Genomic DNA, 17,391 nt, shown 5'->3' with positions numbered 1-17,391 from the left:
ATTTGAAGATGTGTTGATATGGGGATATTGGCCTTTAAGAGAGCTTCGGTCAGAAAAAATGGTGATATAATGTGCATCGTGAGGAATTTGTGAGAATTTGTGTAATCTGTGGTTAAACATTTTTAAGAATACGTTTATAAACGAATTTGAATGAGAAAATATCAATATTTAATACCAAGGCGAATTGTCCAGATCGGAATCCTTTTACTTTTTGTAGGAGGTAATTATTTCGGTTGGGAAATAGTCAGAGGTAATTATAGCTCTGCGATTATAGCCGATATTCTTAACCTAAGTGATCCATATGCTGTTATGCAAATAGTTGCAGCTGGATTTCTGGCTTCAAGTTCTGTTCTTTGGGGAGCATTAATTGTCTTTCTTATCTATGTAGTTATTGGTGGACGCATGTTCTGCTCATGGGTTTGCCCAATGAATATAGTCACAGATATAGCTTTCCGCCTTCGAAAAACCTTTAAGATAGAGAACGAAAGTAAGATCAATATCACTAGAAGTATCAGATTTTACATTCTTGGACTAAGCTTACTCGTTTCCTTTGTTTTTGGAATGGCAGCCTTTGAGGTTATTAGTCCAATTTCAATGTTACATCGCGCAATCGTCTTTGGTTCAGGATCTGGTTTAGCTATTGTTGCATTGGTATTCTTAGTCGATCTGTTTATTCTAAAAGCAGGATGGTGTGGACATATTTGTCCTCTTGGGGCTTTTTATTCCGTTTTTGGGAAACAAGCCATCATCAAAATAAAACACAATCATGATAATTGTACCAATTGCATGGCTTGTTTCGATGTTTGTGTCGAAGAACAAGTGCTATCAATAGTTGGTAAAGAGAGTGATTTCATTCGCTCTGGAGCATGTACAAATTGTGGTCGTTGCATAGAAGCTTGCGATGATAATGCACTTAAATATGCTTTGAAATTTGATTTGAAAAAGTAAACTAATTATAAAATTGAAAATGACATTTAAAATAGAACACATGAAATATTTAGCCCTAATTACTCTATTTTTTGTTGTGGCTTGCCAGCAGCCCAAAGAGACTAAAATTGATGAAGACACATTGGGCTTTATTGATGCGGATTTGGATTCAGATGAAACCAATTTTAAGATGAAAGCTGATTTCAATGTCGATAAACCTGCGGCTGGAAACACGATAGAGCGTGCTTTTGAAAATGCACCGCCTATGATTCCACACACTACAGCTGGGTTCTTTCCAATTAAAATGGATAACAACATTTGTTTAAGCTGCCATATGCCTGATAAGGTTAAAGAATCTGGAGCTCGTGAGATTTCAAAAACCCATTTCCAATCGTGGCGTCCTAGTTTAAAAGAAGAAAACGGAAAGTATTCTAACCCTGATAATTCAGAAGTCTTTATCGAAAAGATGGATGTATTAAATAATGCTTATTTTCACTGTTCTCAATGTCACGTTCCTCAAGCAAATGTGACTATCAATATTGAGAATTTGTTTACACGCGAATTCCGCGAAACGTTCGGAATTGAGGAATCAGATTTGAAGGAGAAAGTAAACGAAGGGATCTAAAACAGATTAATATGAATATTTCAAGTATAGTGATTCGGGTCTTACCTGAGTATTGCGAATCGACTTTAGAGTTAATAAAAGCTTCGGATGTGTGTGATTATTTCATGCACGACGAAACAAAGATTATAGTGACTATTGATGGAGAAGATATAAGTGAAGAGATTGGAAAACTCAAACAGATTCAAAAAATGGATCATGTGATATCTGCTGATTTGATGTATTCCTATTCAGAAGATGAGTTAGAAAAAGAGAAGGATAAAATTGAAAAGTCTGAAGATATTAACGAATGGCTGAATGACACAAATCAAGATGCTGGATTAATAAGTTATGCAGGCGATTTAAAAAAGAAATTTTGATAAAATAGAGATTAATTATCTCATAAAATAGGTTTACACCACGAATTCACGAATTAGAAATTGATTCGTGAATTCGTGTTTTTATTTAATTATCATGAGGCTTTATAACATTTCATATGAAGTAGGAATTAGCTATTTTTGAGGGCAAATAATTAGTTAGCAAAAATCTAATTATCAAATTGAGAGAAAATGGAAGATATTAAAAATAGAGTTCGCGAAGTCTTAACAGACGGGAACTTAGATTACAAGCAGAAAAAACACCATTTGGCCTATATTGCTGAAAGTACACAAGCTTATCCTAAAGTATCGACTGAAGCGATGGAAGCATTGAGCGAAAAAGTCATTTGTGACCTGTTTGAAGGATCTGCTCCCTATCGCCCACGTTACATACTTCCTGATTATAAGTTGGCTCTTAAAAAAGGTGTAACGTATCTCGAACTCGATCCTCCATCTGATTTTGATGAAGCCATCAATTTCCTATCTATCCTATATAGCCATGTTCCATCAATAACGGGTTATTCTGTTTATTTGGGAAATATCGATCAATTATTACTACCCTTTGTTGGTGACCTATCTGAAGAAGCAATATATAAAAAGCTTAAACTTTTTTGGCGTTATATTGACAGAACATTGCCAGATGCATTTGTACACATCAACATTGGTCCTGAGGACAATATCATAGCTAGAGCAATTTTGAAAGTTGAGCGAGAACTCAAACAAGTCGTTCCGAATTTGACTCTAAAGTACGATACCGAAAAAACATCGGATGCACTTCTAACCGAAGCTGTAAAAACTGTATTTGAAGTTGCTAAGCCACATATTGCAAATCATAAAATGACGGCTGCCGATTTTAAGGGTGACTATGGTGTCGTGAGTTGTTATAATTCTCTACCTGAAGGCGGAGGATCTCATACTTTAATCCGTTTGAATCTAAAAAAGATTACAGATACTCATAAAGGAAGTTTAGACACATTTTTTTCGGAGACCTTACCCAAATATTGCCAGATGACACTGGATGTTATTGAAGCAAGGGTAAAGTATTTGGTTGAGACTGTGAAATACTTCGAAACCGATTTCTTAGCTCAAGAAGGCATCATCAAGTTAGATAATTTCTCTGCGATGTTTGGATTCTACGGACTCGCGGAATGTGTAAATATCTTGATGAAAAATGATGGTCAAGATTTTACCTATGGACATAGCGAAGAGGCAAATCAATTAGGACATCGTATTCTTGAGGAAATGAAAAAATTGGTTGATTCTAGACAACTACCTTATTGTGAAGCCAACAACGGCAAAGCTTTCTTTCATTCTCAGTCTGGAATTGATATTGATATTGAAGAAACTGCAGGAGCTAGAATTCCTATTGGCGAAGAGCCTGACATCTACTCTCACATCAAGACCGTCGCTCCACATCACCATCTCTTTAATGGTGGCATAAGTGATATTTTCCATTTCGATGATACCGTAAAACGAAACCCTGCAGCTGTTCTAGATATCATCAAAGGTGCTTTTAAAAAGGGAATGAGAATGTTCACTTTCAATCTATCAGATAGTGAGTTTGTTCGAATAACTGGCTACTTAGTTCGTCGAAGTGATTTAAAAGAATTCCGAGAAGAAGGTTCGAGATATGGGAGTACATTGTTTGCAGCTAACTCAATGGATAATGCCGATGTAGATAAAAGAATAGCTAAAAGAGTAAACTCACATGAACAAACTGCGAGCCAATATTAGTGGCATCATCAAATCGAGTGTGATTGATGGCCCAGGCAACAGAATGGTCATCTTTTTCCAAGCCTGTAATCTCAATTGCATGTATTGCCATAATTCACATACCATTGGTTTGTGTAATTATTGTGGAATTTGCGCAGAAGCATGCCCAACACAAAGCTTAGCCATTGATAAGGTGAAGAAGCAGATTATTCATAATGAAGCTACTTGTACACATTGTGATACTTGCCTAAAAGTTTGCCCTGAGAATAGCAGTCCTTTCTATAAAAACATGTCTGTAAGTGATTTGATTTCTGAAATTTTGGAAGTCAAGGATTTTATATCTGGGATTACCGTATCTGGTGGTGAGGTCATGCTTCAAGCGAAATTCCTAGAGCAATTATTTATCTCAATAAAAAATCATCCAGAACTTAAAAACCTTTCTATTTTAGTTGATTCAAATGGCAATGTAGATCAAAATAGATGGGAAACAGTAATGGATTGGGTTGATGGTTTCATGATAGATCTTAAAGCCTATTCCCCAGAAATTCACAAGCAGCTTACGGGTTTTACTAATGAGAAAATATTGAAATCTATTCATTATCTTAATCTCAAAGGCAAGCTCAAAGAACTGCGCCTTGTACTTGTTCCCGATTATAATAACAGTGAGGAAGAAATTAAGGAGATTTCAAATCTAATGAAAAAGCTATCTCCAGAGGTCAGAAAGATTCTGATTAAGATGAGAAAACATGGAATTAGAAAGAAATATGCCTTTCTGAATGAACCCAGTCAAGATGAAATGAAAGATGTTTTAAACAGATTTGAAACAAATGGCATTGATCTCTTAGTCATCTAATCTGATAACTTTCTCCCCAAAATTTCGTATCTTATAGATTGGATTAAAAGCTTGAGTTATGACTGATACAGCCGATTTAAAAAATCTTTGTATTGATGAGCAATCTAAGATTTATCTCAAAGAGATTGCCATGTGGGGAAAATTTATGGCCATTTTAGGTTTCATCAAATTTGGCTTCCTCTTGCTGTACACAATCGTATTTCCATTAGTTGCTCATAAAATTGAAGCACATTTCGATCATGATCTTCCTCTTATTGGAATTACATTCTTCTTTTTATTCATGGCAATTTTAGTTTACTTCCCGTCAAACTTTCTCTATTGTTTTGCACGATGCACAAAGAAGGCCTTGAAACAAAATGATCAGGATGTATTGAGGCACGCTTTTCAGAGCCTTAAAGCTTACTATCGCTATATAGGGATTTTGGTCATTATCTTGCTTTGTATATACCCAATAGCTATTGTAGCAGCCATTATTATCTATTAAGGCTTATAACCAATATCATCAGGTAAATTAGGCTTTTGAGATGCCATTACAGCAAGCTTATCTGCAAGTTCGTTGCCAGGAATATTTGCGTGTCCTTTTATCCAAATGAATTTAACTTGATGCTTTCTATAGATCTTCAGGAATCGCATCCAAAGATCCGGATTCTTTTTATCCTTAAATCGTTTTTTCTCCCAGCCAAAGACCCACTTTTTCTCAACTGCATCAACTACATACTTCGAATCAGAATAAACCGTTACCTCGCAAGCTTCTTCTTTTAGAGCTTCCAAACCAATAATCACAGCCAGCAACTCCATACGGTTGTTGGTTGTTAATTTATATCCCTCAGCCAAATCTTTTCGATGCTTGCCTGATAGAAGAACTGTGCCGTAGCCACCAGGTCCTGGATTGCCACTGCAAGCGCCATCGGTGTACATGGTAATTTTTCTTGTCATTTTATTATTTGATTCGTTCGAGATATAAAATTAATACTCTGCTCAAATTTAGTGGATATTAAGATAACAAAAAAGGATGTTCGATCAATCGAACATCCTTTTGTTTTGTTATACCAGTTTAGAACTGATAATATCTTAAGAGAGATTATTTTACAATAGTCATCTCGTCAATTAAGTTTTTAGCACCTGCATACTTCTCAATAATGAAAAGTGTGTAACGAATATCAAGGTTGATACATCTTTGAAGGTTATCTTCAAAATCGATATCACCAGACATCGCCTCAGAATTACCATCGAAAGCAGTACCAATCAATTCACCGTTTCCGTTAATTACAGGAGAACCTGAATTACCACCAGTGATATCACTGTTAGTTAAGAAACAAGCGTGAAGGTTACCATTCTTATCAGCATATTGACCGAAATCTTTGTTCTTATACAATTCTTTCAATTTAGCTGGAACTCTAAACTCGTGACTTGTAGAATCTTCTTTCTCCATTACACCTTTAAGAGTTGTATAGTGATTATTATAAACACCATCTTTTGGAGAATAACCACCAACTGTACCGTAAGTTAAACGAAGAGTTGAATTCGCATCTGGAGCTAAGTTTTTCTTCTTATTGATTTGCATCAATCCATCAACGAATAAACGCTTACCTTTTTTAAGTTGATCAGCACCTTTGTTCATTTCACCAGCAGTCGTTCTATACAAAGCAATAATTGAACTACCTACTTTGAAAGCCATATCATTCTCGATAACTTCTGCAGTTGGATTTTCAAGAAACTTGTTGAAAGATTCTTCGCTAGCAAAAACTGATTTAGAATAAACATCAGCAGCAAATTTCTCGAAATCGTTATTATACTCTTCAGCAATAACTTTAAAGATATCAGGACGTTTCTCTAGTTCAATATTCTCAGCATATTTAGCAAAAAGAGCAGACATTAACTTTTGATCAGTTGGAAGGTTATAATCTTTATAGAATCCTTTAGCAGAACCTTTAAGACCTTCAACAGTTTTAGCAATAGCAGCTTGATCTAGAGTATCAGCTGATAATTTCTTCATTAAACCAGTTGATCTATATGCAAACATATACATCTCAGCACCTTGAAGAAGAGCCTCACTTAGGAATGACATATCGTAACGAACATCTTTACGGTCAGTATATGCTTTCTCAATCATATTAAGAGCCTCACCATATTTAGCTGTTCTTTTCGATTTCTTGTTAGCCCAAGCATTGTATTCAGACTCAATCTCTTTCTTAGCACCCATTGTGTTCAACTTCTTCAAAGCTTTATTTTGCTCATTAGAATATTTCCAATAGTTAGCAGATCCTGCATGCTTTGAAGCGTACTGAATACGAACCTTAGGATCTTTCAACATATCCTTCATCATAACATCCAACTTCACTGTACGGATATCGTAACGATTCTTGTTTGTAATCTTCATTGTCTCTTCAAGACCAAAAGAAGTTAGGTAGCGTTTAGTGGTTCCAGGGAAACCCATAATCATTGCAAAATCTTTCTCTTGAACACCTTTGATAGAAACAGGTAAATGATGCTTAGGCTTCAATGGTACGTTATCAGCTGAATATTTAGCTGGTTTTCCGTTAGCATCCGTATAAATACGGAACATAGAAAAGTCAGCAGTATGACGTGGCCACATCCAGTTGTCAGTATCACCACCAAATTTACCCATTGATTGTGGAGGAGCACCTACTAAACGAACATCTTCAAAAATTTCATAAACAAAAAGGAAGTACTGATTTCCAGCAAACATACTCTTTACGCTAGCTTTATATTCAGAACCTTCTTCAGTTGCTTTTTCAATCTCAGTAGCAACTTTATCAATTGCTTCATAACGCTCATCTTCTGTCATTTCATCGTTAACAGTAGCAAGAATCTTCTTAGTAACGTCTTCCATACGTACCATGATAGAAGCAGTGATGCCTTCATTGGTCAATTCCTCACTTTTATCATATGCCCAAAAACCGTCAGCAAGATAATCGTGCTCAGTTGTTGAGTGAGATTGAATTGAAGGGAAACCACAGTGGTGATTCGTTAGGAACAAGCCTTGATTTGAGATAATTTCTCCTGTACAGAAATGACGGAAAGGTCTACCTGCTCTTCCTAAACCAACAATAGCATCTTTCATGCTGTTATTGTTGATATCGTAAATATCTTTAGCGCTTAGTTTAAAGCCCATCTTCTGCATTTCTGCAGTGTTTTGTTTTTTCAGTAATGATAAAAGCCACATTCCTTCGTCAGCTTTAGCAGTGCTAAAAGTCAACAAAAGGCTTAAACCCAAAACCAGTGATGCTAATTTTTTCATCTTGTTTTAATTTAAAATCTAATGTGAGGTTCTTACTTTCAATTGGTAAGTAACTTCACTATTTGTGAATGTTGATTATAAGTATATCAATGAATACAAAGTTAATATTATTCCTGAATTTGAGAAGAAAGCTATGTAGGTTCAAAATGGGGATAAAAGCATAACACACTATACTACAGCGCAATAACGCCGGATTGCGGAGAATTATTTTAGATTAAGTTGCGAATTTTCTCGTTGTACTTACATCCTAAATAGAACAAACGAAACTCAATTAAAGGATAATCATCTAATAATCTTGCTTATATGAGAATATTAAGAGAAGTATTAATCCCTAAAATGACGCGTATTATTTTAGAATTCTAAGCTCAATTGATCAGGTTGCATACCAAAAGTTTTACGATGATGTGGTGTATTACCATGCTCTCGAATAGCTAATCGGTGTTTTTTTGTAGGGTAACCTTTATTGCTATTCCAATCGTAATTAGGATATACCTCATGCAAGTCAAGCATTAGGTCATCACGATAAGTTTTTGCCAACACGGAAGCAGCGGCTATGGCTAAATACTTTCCATCTCCTTTTATGATGCAATGGTGAGGGATATCCTGGTAGGGGTTGAAACGGTTTCCATCAATTAAGAGTTGTTCCGGTTTCACTTTTAATTGATCGATAGCACGATGCATCGCTAAAAAAGAGGCATTAAGAATATTAATTTTATCGATTTCTTCAGGACTAACAATACCTACAGCCCAAGCCAAAGCTTCTTTCTCAATAATCTCCCTTAAAGCATAACGTTTTTTCTCAGTCAACTTTTTCGAGTCATCAAGAATGTCATTTTTGAACTTTGGAGGTAGAATCACTGCAGCGGCTACTACTGGTCCAGCAAGGCATCCTCTCCCAGCTTCGTCGCAACCAGCTTCAACTTTATTTTTATCAAATGCTAAAAGTAATCCCATAATAATCTTATCTGATGATCTATATTTTTCAGATACAAAGAAACGCTTTTTAGGCTTTGCTGGAAAGTTAATGGAGACTATAGTTTTAAAATTACTTATACCTCACTTGACGTGCATTATTAATAAAAAACCTTTTTATCAGTTTCGGGTCATTGATAATCTGATAAAATTCATCAAAATACTCAATCACACGCTTTTTTTCTTTTTCAGTAAGTAAATCACTGTCTTGATAAAGAGAGTAGAAAAGATCTTTCTTCATCCTAAATTCTTTAAAAACAAATTCAAGTTCTTCTGGAGTTCGTTTATATCCACGAAACAATCTCTCATGAATACTTACAATATCAAGATTCGCATTGGGAACTGCATATGGGGCATTCACTAAACTAGCCCAATCAAAATCATATGGAATTGGCACTGGGCGAGAAGTAGGAGTTTTAGCAATCATTTTTATATTATGAAGAGTAGGAACTCCCCAATCGGTATTGCCAACCATAAATTGAAAAATCGCCATACGTGTCACCTTATTAATCATTGTATTATCTTGGTGAATACGATCCTTATAAATTGGGATTTTACCATTTCGCTTCGCCATTTTCTCAAAGTCTTCGATAAAGAAAACATACTCTTCCAAATTCTTTACGTCTTTAGCACTATCCTTATAGATTACTCTTGCTAAACGAACTCTGAAGCCTTCTGGAGAAAGAATCTGATAGGCTTTATAAATAAGATATTCTTGAAAAACCATTTGTTGGAAGCGAGAATTATTATTTCTACAGTGTCCAACTATTTTTAGCTTATCCTGATCGTGAAAAAGTGTATAACTAGAAGTAGCCTTATTGAATTTAACCCGTAAAGGTGGGAAAGAACAAACATTTTTATTTTTTCTATAATGCCCTCTCGTTTTTAACTGAACAATCATGCTTACAATGGAATCTCCCAATTGATAAGATAAACGTGCTTGATGATACTTGCTTTTCTTACCTGTATCTTTGATTAATTCTTTAATGTTAGTTGTAATAGAGAGTTCAATTAAGGTGTCGGAGCCAAATAAATAAGGCGCTTCAAATACTTTTTCAGTTTCCTCAGTTTGTGCATTAAGCCCAAGTGTGGTAAAAAGAAAAAACAATAATAAGAGCTGGTTTTTTAGTACGAATCTCATAAGAAGCTATTTTATCAAGTTTTATATCCCCAGACAAATTAATATTTAAAATATTAAGCTTTGTTGAGCTTTAAGTATACTATTCACGATCAAAACTTTTATCGCTCATTTCAGGATCAGATAAAACATTAGGTGTTGCATCTTCTTTATAAAAGATAGTCAGACGCACACTCTTCTTCGATAAGTCAATTTGTCCAACTTTAAATCTAACGACTACAATTCCTGTTCTTTCAAAGATGTTCTCGATTAATTCATTTTTCTTACTAGGGTGAATCAGATCCATTCGATCAAAAATAAGACTTCTTCTAGCCAAATGACGTTTCATCCATACTGTCTCCATTACCCAAGTGGTTGCCATCAAAATCAGGTTTGTAAATAGAATAGCACTCACACTTACTTCACGACTAGCTAGCGCATTAATTACGGATAGAGTAATAACCAAAAAGAGGTAGGTCATTTCTTTAATAGGAATGGTATCGGTACGGTAACGGATAATACCAAATATGGCGAATAGACCAAGAGCAAAACCTAATTGAAGATCGATGCTTCCCAAAAGAAAACAAAGAAAAAAGATCGTTGTAGAAATTAGAATATAAGTAAACACATAGGAGCGTTTCCCTGTAGCTCTAAAATAAACAAATATGATAACGAATATTGTCGCTAAAAGATTTAGCCCAAATCGTAGCATCAAATCTAGGAAGTTGCCTCCCATGATTTCTGAAGATATTTCTGGTGAATTTAAAAGAAGATCCATTGTTTATCTATTTTATACGTTCTTTTTCTTTGTGTGCAAATATACGGTAATACATCTGATTATCTATCAATAAGCCTTGGTCTATATATTTTGGATCTCCGATTGGGACATCCATTGCAATGAGTTTAAACGAATAGAATGGATAAACTCTTGCCACTGGCGTATGGCCAAAAATAATAACGATAGCCTCATAGAAATCTAAAGTTTCTATGACTTCATTCAGGCTTATTCTTGAATATTTTTCTGTTCTTGAAAGGTAACCTCGATACCATAAAGGACTCTCTGAATATAAGAATAAGTCAACCAGAGTTGTGTCTTCAAGTTGAGTATAATTGTTGATATGGTGGCGCATTCCCTGATTAATTTTTTTTATGCTCATTTTCTTTTCCATCAATTTTGGAGAAATTCCAGCATGAACGAAGAGCAGTTTATTAATACGTATGACCGTATTACGGGCTCGCAACCATTTTCCTAAAACAGTATGTCTTCCAAAAAAATGGGAATAATGATATTTGTTAGCATGCGCTGCATGAAGATACTTATTATCAACATATCGATTATCAAACAAAAGAGCCATCATTTCATGATTTCCCAATAGTAAATGGACATTACCACCTGCTTTCTGAGCTTGCAATTCGAGATTAAACAGTAACCACAAGCATTCTGTTACCTTATCGCCTCTATCAAAAACATCACCAGTAAATACGACTTGTCCATCGCCCCAAATCCAATTGTTATTTTCATCAATTATTTTGTTGTAGCGCAACATGGCTTTCATCGAATCGAATTGGCCATGTATATCACCAAAAACAGCAATCTTACCATTTGATTCTAACAATCCTGACTGGGGTTTGATAGTCCGTGGTATAATATATTCTGTGCTATCATTCCCAGCAAATCCATTGAAACGAATCGTATCATTCTTATATCTAAAATATTTTCGAGTAATTTTCGCCTTATTCTTTAAACTATCATGAATGATATAAAAGGCTTCAACTCGTTTGGCAGAAAGATATTTAATATGTGGCCCTTCGACATAGCTACGCACACGAATCGAATCGATATTAGTCGAATCTGGATCGAAATAAGCCGTAGTCTTCAAAGAGTATAGAAGAAGCAATGGCAATATATATTTTAGGATACTATTTCTAGTCATTAATTTATAATCGTTTGAGTTCTAAAGATAGTATTATTTTTTATCCTGCTAGAACGCTTAATAATCTTAAGATATCCTTATTTTTGTACTGAGAATAAATTTTCGTTTTAAATATCCGAAATATTTTTTTTTATATCCTTTTGAGAATAACTACAGACACGATATCATATGTACACAAAAGACGAAGCCAAAGCAATTAAAATGGGATTTTGGGATGGATTTAAACGCTATTCAAAAAAGAATGGTCGTAAAATGACCTCATGGGTTCTAAAGGGGACTCAGATTAAAGAAGTTCAATTGAAGTTCGATTTGAATGAGGAAGGTGCTTTTGTTGTTCTTCAGGTTGATAGTAAACTGGATGCAAACAGATTGGCTGTATTCGAAAGTTTTGAAAAATACAAAACCGTGATTGATGAAACCTGCGGACAAGATCTAATTTGGAACAAAGATTACTATATAAAAGGCTTTAAAGAAGTGAGTGTCATGTATTACCATTTGCCTGGCATATCAATTTATAACAAAGATGACTGGGAAAAATGTTATGATTTTTTCTTTAAACAGATGTGTTTACTTGAAGCAGCATTTCTTGAGGTAAAAGAGGTTGTTATGTACCGAGTCTAGTCAGCAGTAATCCTAACTAAAAGTTGACGATAGGCTGAGAATAATTTGGACTTGGAGACAAAACCAATATATTTCCCATTATCGATTACAGGTAAATTCCAAGCTCCAGTTTCCTTAAATTTCTTCAGAACCGTTTCCATCGAATCCTGATAAGAAATAGAAGCTGGAGGCATTATCATTAACTGACTGATAGGTGTTGTGTACATTTTTTTATCGAACATGATCTCACGAACTTCGTCTAAAAGCACAACGCCTATTAAAAAACCTTCTTCGGTAATCACTGGAAAAATATTCCTCTTCGATTTTGAAATGACTTTTATTAAATCGCCAAGAGTAGCTTCCTCATCAATCCTCCTAAAATCCGTTTCAATAACTTTTGAAAGTTGCATGAATCTTAGAACTGCCTGATCTTTATTGTGCGTAATCAGTTCACCTTTTTTAGCCAACTGAGAAGTTACAATTGATTCTTTCTGAAGACTTTTTACGGTGATAAATGAAATTGTTGTTGATAGCATTAAAGGTACAATCAACTCATAACCACTTGTAATTTCTGCGATTAGGAAAATCCCCGTTAGAGGAGCATGCAGTACACCCCCAAGAACACTTGCCATACCCACCAACGTAAAATTACTAGCCGACAAAGGTTCTCCAAATTGAAAATGATTGTAAATAAATACGAATAGAAAACCAAGCATTGCACCCGTAAAAACAGATGGCGCAAAAATTCCTCCTATCCCTCCTGCTCCAATAGTTATTGAAGCTGCCACAACTTTCAGAATGACCATGGCTCCTATAAAAATAACCACCATATACCACACATCGGTGTAGTTCTCAAACAAACTAGATTGAAAAACCTCATCTAATCGACCATCGATTAAGGCTTTTACCATATTATAACCTTCACCATAAAGTGCCGGAAAATAAAAGATCAGAACACCAAGTCCAAGGCCACCAATTAGCATTCTATTTCGAAGTAAGCGAATAGATTCAAATCGATTTTCAATCCAAAGGAACATCCTCGTAAAATACACTGAAGTTAATCCTGATAGAATACCCAAAAGAATGAAGAAGGGAATATCCTTAATCTCAAATGCGTGTGTAATCGCAAATTCAATCAAAATATCCTCATCCAAGAACAACTTTGTTGTTATGGCTCCACTGACTGATGCACTTAAAAGAGGAATAAGAGAAAAACGAGATAAATCAATTAACAAAACCTCCAAAGCAAAAACAATCGCAGCAATTGGCGTATTAAAAATAGCTGCAATAGCTCCCGAAGCACCACAAGCCATTAGTATCGTGATTTCTCTATAATTCAAATGAAAATTACGAGCCATATTTGAACCGATAGCAGCACCCGAAGATATAATGGGTGACTCTAAACCAATACTGCCACCAAATCCTGCAGTAATGATTGAACCAATTACTGAGGAATACGTTTTGTGTAATTTGACAATACTATTACGTTTTGAAATAGCATGTAGAAGAGACGTTATATTGTGCTTAACAAAATCCTTAATGATATACTTTTTGAATACTATTGTTAATCCGACACCAATCATAGGATAGAGGAAAAACAAATAATTTTGATAGCTCCAATTAATGCCCTCAAGTAAAAATTCACGACCTCGGTATACGGCTGTCTTTAAAATAAGAGCCGTCATACCTGAAGCGATCCCAATAAGAACACTTAAGATTAAAATGAAAGTTTGATTATTGATATGGCGAAGCCTCCAAATCAAAAAGCGACGCCACCTGGTTGTTTTCGCCATGGAACATTTTTGGAGTTGTACCTCCTAATTTACCAAATAGAATGCGAATGGAAAAACAAATTATTAAGTTTGAAACCAAGTATCATAAATAAAACTCTTAAAATCCTATGTCATTCTCAATCATAAGTGCTGATAAATTCAATACCATCAACTGGTCAGGCGGAACCAGCACCCAACTTTATATCTATCCCCAAACAGCTGATTATGGCTTAAGAAATTTCGATTTCAGGCTAAGTACTGCTAAGGTTGAAGTAGAAAAATCAGATTTCACATCCTTACCTGGCGTATCGCGAAAAATTATGATTCTAGATGGCGAAATAGAAATTTCACACAAGAATCAATACACGAAAACTCTGAAAAAATTTGAAACCGATAAATTTGAAGGTGAATGGCAGACCTCATCTGTTGGTATCTGTACCGACTTTAACCTAATGACACAAGGAAAGACAAAAGGTGAGCTGAGCTCATTAGCCCTTCTGAAAGAACAAAAAATAGACTTCACTATTGCTGATAAGCAAACCACAATATTCTTATATCTCTACTCAGGGGAGATAGCCTTTAATAACGAAGGGAATGACTATATCTTAAACCAAGGTGAGTTATTAATTATCGAAAATCCAATTACTAATAATCTTAAACTCAAAGCTAATAAGAATAGCAATCTAATAATTTCAAAAATTAGACACTAATCTATTCTTAAGCATTCTAAAAAAAAATAAGTAAAAACTGATTTTATAAAGATTTCTTTAAAACTCCCATTTATCAAAAGCCTCAAGAGCCATTTCATTATAGAGATGGCTTTATTATTGTAACAATTTGAGTTTAATATGATTATTCCAATTTACATCATATTTATCTATAAATTAATTTATTACATTTAAGCAAACACTAACCTCTAACTTTAGATGAGCTTAAAGATAAAATTACTTTATTTTTCAGTATTAGTATTGCTACTAAATTCTTGCACCGAGAAGTTTTATCCTGAAATTGATGAAGATGTTTCAATACTCATCGTAGATGGAAAAATTACGGATGAAATTGGTTCTTGTGAAGTAAAATTATTTAGGACAGTAAAGTTTACAGATGATTTTTCTTTGAAACCAGAACAAGATGCAATCGTAATTCTACATGATGACCTGGGACAAACAGAGATTTTAACCGAATTTGAAGCAGGGATCTACCATAGTGCATCAAATAAAATTAATGGGACAGTAGGCATTAGCTATTGGATAGAAATCCAAACCTTAGCTGGAAACATATATGAGTCACGCCCCGAAAAAATGAATTCTCCATTCGAAATAAATTCCATTTATGGGGATGAACAAACGTTTATAACTGATGATAACTCAAAAGAAAAAGGTGTAGGTATCTATTTTGATGCTACAAATGAAGATAATAAGGGTAACTATCTTCGATGGGAATATAGAGAGAGTTACGAATGGCATTCCCCTTATACTGTTGTTGAGAAATATTACGACAATGCTGCTACAATATGTTATCCTGTAAATGAATATCCTCTAATTAATATCCACGATGCTTCCAGTCTAGCTACAAAACAGGTTAACCATCTCCTAACATCCGAAATTTTAAAGCATGAGGTTAAATTAGAACATGAGTATCTTCTGGATATGCGTCTTTATTCTACGACTCAAGAAAACCACGAGTTTTGGGAAAACATGAAAGCTATTCACCAATCCAACGGGAACCTTTATGATATCTTACCTGCAAATATTAAAGGAAATATTTCTTCTTGCGAAGATGATTGTGAGGTTTTAGGCTACTTCGAAGCATCATCTGTTCGTAAGATGAAGCGTTTCTTCACCAAAAATGAATTTTCACTTGAATTTTCTGATTTTGATAAAGAATGTGAGAAATTCATCATAAGATATGAAGATGGCAGTCCACCCTTAAGCAAATATTATATTATTGATTCCTATTTTGAAAACATGGCTACTGTATATATTCTTCGTTGGCGTTACTGTTATGAGTGCAATGAGAAATACCCCGTTAAAAAACCATCTTTCTGGCCCTAATTTTATCATTGAAAAACAAAACTAGCCGAATCAAGCCCCATTTATATGACCGATATCAAACCCATATTATTCATCATATTCATCCTGATATTTTTTTCCTGCACGGAAAAATTCTATCCGGAAATTGATGAAGATGTTTCGATACTTGTTGTTGATGGTAAAATTACGGATGACAATGGCAACCCTTGCGAAGTCAGGTTATTTAGGACAGTTAAGTTTACAGATGATTTTTCCTTAGAACCTGAACGAGATGCAATCGTAATCCTACATGATGATCTGGAACAATCGGAAATCTTAACAGAATTTGAAGCAGGTATCTACCGTAGTTCATCTAATGAAATTAATGGGACAATAGGCAATAGCTATTGGATAGAAATCCAAACCATAGCTGGAGACAAGTATGAATCAACACCCGAAAAAATGAATTCTCCATTCGAAATAAATTCTATTTATGGAGATGAACAAACATTTATAACTGGTGACAATTCAAAGGAAAAAGGTGTAGGTATCTATTTTGATGCTACAAACCAAAATAATAAATCTAGCCATCTTAGATGGGAATATAGAGAAAGTTACGAGTGGCATTCCCCTTTTAAAGTTGAGGATAAATTTTCTGAAGATGCAACTACAATATGCTTTCCGGTAAACGATTTTCCTCTAATCAATATTTATGATGCTTCTGATCTAGCAAAAAAAGAGGTTAATCATCTCTTAACATCCGAAATTTTGCAAACTGAGGTTAAACTAGAACACATCTACCTTCTTGATATGCATCTTTATTCTACTACTCGAGAAAACTATGAGTTTTGGGAAAACATGAAAGCTATTAACCAGACCAATGGCAATATTTACGATGTTTTGCCCGCTAATATTCAAGGCAATATTTCTTCCTGTGAGAACAATTGTGAAGTATTAGGTTATTTCGAAGCATCATCTGTTCGTAAAATGAAACGTTTCTTCACCAAAAATGAATTTTCACTTGAATTTTCGGATTTTGATAAAAGCTGCGAAAAATTCATGAAGCGATATGATATGAGAACTCCTCCACCTCCACCATATATATATAAGATTATTAATTCATATCAGGAGAACACGGAGATGGTATATATAGTCCGTTGGCGATATTGCTATGAGTGTAATGTGAAATATCCCGTTAACAAACCCTCTTTTTGGCCTTGATGTCACCTCAACAAATAGGAAAAAAAGCGA

Annotated in this window: 17 protein-coding genes; 10 read left to right on the top strand and 7 right to left on the bottom strand. The window is 34.7% G+C overall.

Annotated elements, in window-relative coordinates; translation table 11 throughout:
• Window positions 1-150: 150 nt before the first annotated feature.
• The 6 genes from napH (at window position 151) to ACXR6G_RS14620 (ending at window position 4,955) form a co-directional block, all read left to right on the top strand.
• Window positions 151-948 (top strand): quinol dehydrogenase ferredoxin subunit NapH, encoded by a 798-nt coding sequence (napH, locus tag ACXR6G_RS14645; RefSeq protein WP_458362186.1) that lies wholly within the window; start codon window positions 151-153, stop codon window positions 946-948.
• Between the two features lie 40 nt (window positions 949-988).
• Complete coding sequence (locus ACXR6G_RS14640) at window positions 989-1,552, top strand: nitrate reductase cytochrome c-type subunit (RefSeq protein WP_458362185.1); 564 nt, start codon at window positions 989-991, stop codon at window positions 1,550-1,552.
• A gap of 11 nt (window positions 1,553-1,563) precedes the next feature.
• Window positions 1,564-1,908: a chaperone NapD gene (locus tag ACXR6G_RS14635; RefSeq protein ID WP_458362184.1), complete on the top strand. Its 345-nt coding sequence runs from the start codon at window positions 1,564-1,566 to the stop codon at window positions 1,906-1,908.
• 189 nt (window positions 1,909-2,097) lie between these two features.
• Complete coding sequence (locus ACXR6G_RS14630; RefSeq protein WP_458362183.1) at window positions 2,098-3,639, top strand: YjjI family glycine radical enzyme; 1,542 nt, start codon at window positions 2,098-2,100, stop codon at window positions 3,637-3,639.
• Window positions 3,614-4,471 carry a YjjW family glycine radical enzyme activase gene (locus ACXR6G_RS14625; RefSeq protein WP_458362182.1) on the top strand — a complete coding sequence of 286 codons (858 nt, stop codon included), beginning with the start codon at window positions 3,614-3,616 and terminating at the stop codon, window positions 4,469-4,471. Before ACXR6G_RS14630 ends, ACXR6G_RS14625 begins: the two co-directional genes overlap by 26 nt.
• Window positions 4,472-4,529: 58 nt before the next feature.
• Window positions 4,530-4,955, top strand: coding sequence for a hypothetical protein (locus ACXR6G_RS14620; RefSeq protein WP_458362181.1), 426 nt, complete (start codon window positions 4,530-4,532; stop codon window positions 4,953-4,955).
• Here ACXR6G_RS14620 and rnhA read toward each other — a convergent pair.
• The 6 genes from rnhA to ACXR6G_RS14590 all read right to left on the bottom strand — a co-directional run bounded on the left by rnhA (window position 4,952) and on the right by ACXR6G_RS14590 (window position 11,756).
• The gene (gene rnhA / locus ACXR6G_RS14615) at window positions 4,952-5,407 is read right to left on the bottom strand and encodes a ribonuclease HI (protein ID WP_458362180.1); all 456 of its coding nucleotides are present in this window, start codon (window positions 5,405-5,407) and stop codon (window positions 4,952-4,954) included. The two genes, ACXR6G_RS14620 and rnhA, sit on opposite strands and share 4 nt — an antisense overlap.
• Window positions 5,408-5,552: 145 nt before the next feature.
• Window positions 5,553-7,733 carry a S46 family peptidase gene (locus tag ACXR6G_RS14610; RefSeq protein ID WP_458362179.1) on the bottom strand — a complete coding sequence of 727 codons (2,181 nt, stop codon included), beginning with the start codon at window positions 7,731-7,733 and terminating at the stop codon, window positions 5,553-5,555.
• Between the two features lie 351 nt (window positions 7,734-8,084).
• Window positions 8,085-8,687, bottom strand: a complete 603-nt coding sequence (locus ACXR6G_RS14605; protein WP_458362178.1) for a ribonuclease HII — start codon at window positions 8,685-8,687, stop codon at window positions 8,085-8,087.
• A 91-nt stretch (window positions 8,688-8,778) separates the two neighbouring features.
• A complete protein-coding gene (locus ACXR6G_RS14600; RefSeq protein WP_458362177.1) occupies window positions 8,779-9,846 on the bottom strand; it encodes a hypothetical protein in 1,068 nt (355 codons plus the stop codon).
• Window positions 9,847-9,925: 79 nt separating this feature from the next.
• The gene (locus tag ACXR6G_RS14595; protein WP_458362176.1) at window positions 9,926-10,600 is read right to left on the bottom strand and encodes a DUF4956 domain-containing protein; all 675 of its coding nucleotides are present in this window, start codon (window positions 10,598-10,600) and stop codon (window positions 9,926-9,928) included.
• 7 nt (window positions 10,601-10,607) lie between these two features.
• Window positions 10,608-11,756 carry a metallophosphoesterase gene (locus ACXR6G_RS14590; protein WP_458362175.1) on the bottom strand — a complete coding sequence of 383 codons (1,149 nt, stop codon included), beginning with the start codon at window positions 11,754-11,756 and terminating at the stop codon, window positions 10,608-10,610.
• Between the two features lie 168 nt (window positions 11,757-11,924).
• On the opposite strand from ACXR6G_RS14590, the gene ACXR6G_RS14585 reads away from it, so the two are divergent.
• Window positions 11,925-12,377, top strand: coding sequence for a DUF4268 domain-containing protein (locus tag ACXR6G_RS14585; RefSeq protein WP_458362174.1), 453 nt, complete (start codon window positions 11,925-11,927; stop codon window positions 12,375-12,377).
• Here the strand turns inward: ACXR6G_RS14585 and ACXR6G_RS14580 are convergent.
• Window positions 12,374-14,149, bottom strand: coding sequence for a chloride channel protein (locus ACXR6G_RS14580; RefSeq protein ID WP_458362173.1), 1,776 nt, complete (start codon window positions 14,147-14,149; stop codon window positions 12,374-12,376). The two genes, ACXR6G_RS14585 and ACXR6G_RS14580, sit on opposite strands and share 4 nt — an antisense overlap.
• Window positions 14,150-14,256: 107 nt before the next feature.
• On the opposite strand from ACXR6G_RS14580, the gene ACXR6G_RS14575 reads away from it, so the two are divergent.
• The 3 genes from ACXR6G_RS14575 (at window position 14,257) to ACXR6G_RS14565 (ending at window position 17,361) form a co-directional block, all read left to right on the top strand.
• Window positions 14,257-14,838: a HutD/Ves family protein gene (locus ACXR6G_RS14575; RefSeq protein ID WP_458362172.1), complete on the top strand. Its 582-nt coding sequence runs from the start codon at window positions 14,257-14,259 to the stop codon at window positions 14,836-14,838.
• 216 nt (window positions 14,839-15,054) lie between these two features.
• Complete coding sequence (locus ACXR6G_RS14570; protein WP_458362171.1) at window positions 15,055-16,182, top strand: DUF4249 domain-containing protein; 1,128 nt, start codon at window positions 15,055-15,057, stop codon at window positions 16,180-16,182.
• A gap of 45 nt (window positions 16,183-16,227) precedes the next feature.
• Entirely contained in the window at window positions 16,228-17,361 is a 1,134-nt protein-coding gene (locus ACXR6G_RS14565) for a DUF4249 domain-containing protein (protein WP_458362170.1), read from the top strand.
• Window positions 17,362-17,391: the final 30 nt, after the last annotated feature.

It is taken from the genome of Ancylomarina sp. YFZ004, assembly GCF_054254355.1.
Note: the sequence above shows the minus strand (reverse complement) of the source record. Positions and strands in the feature narration are given on the sequence as shown.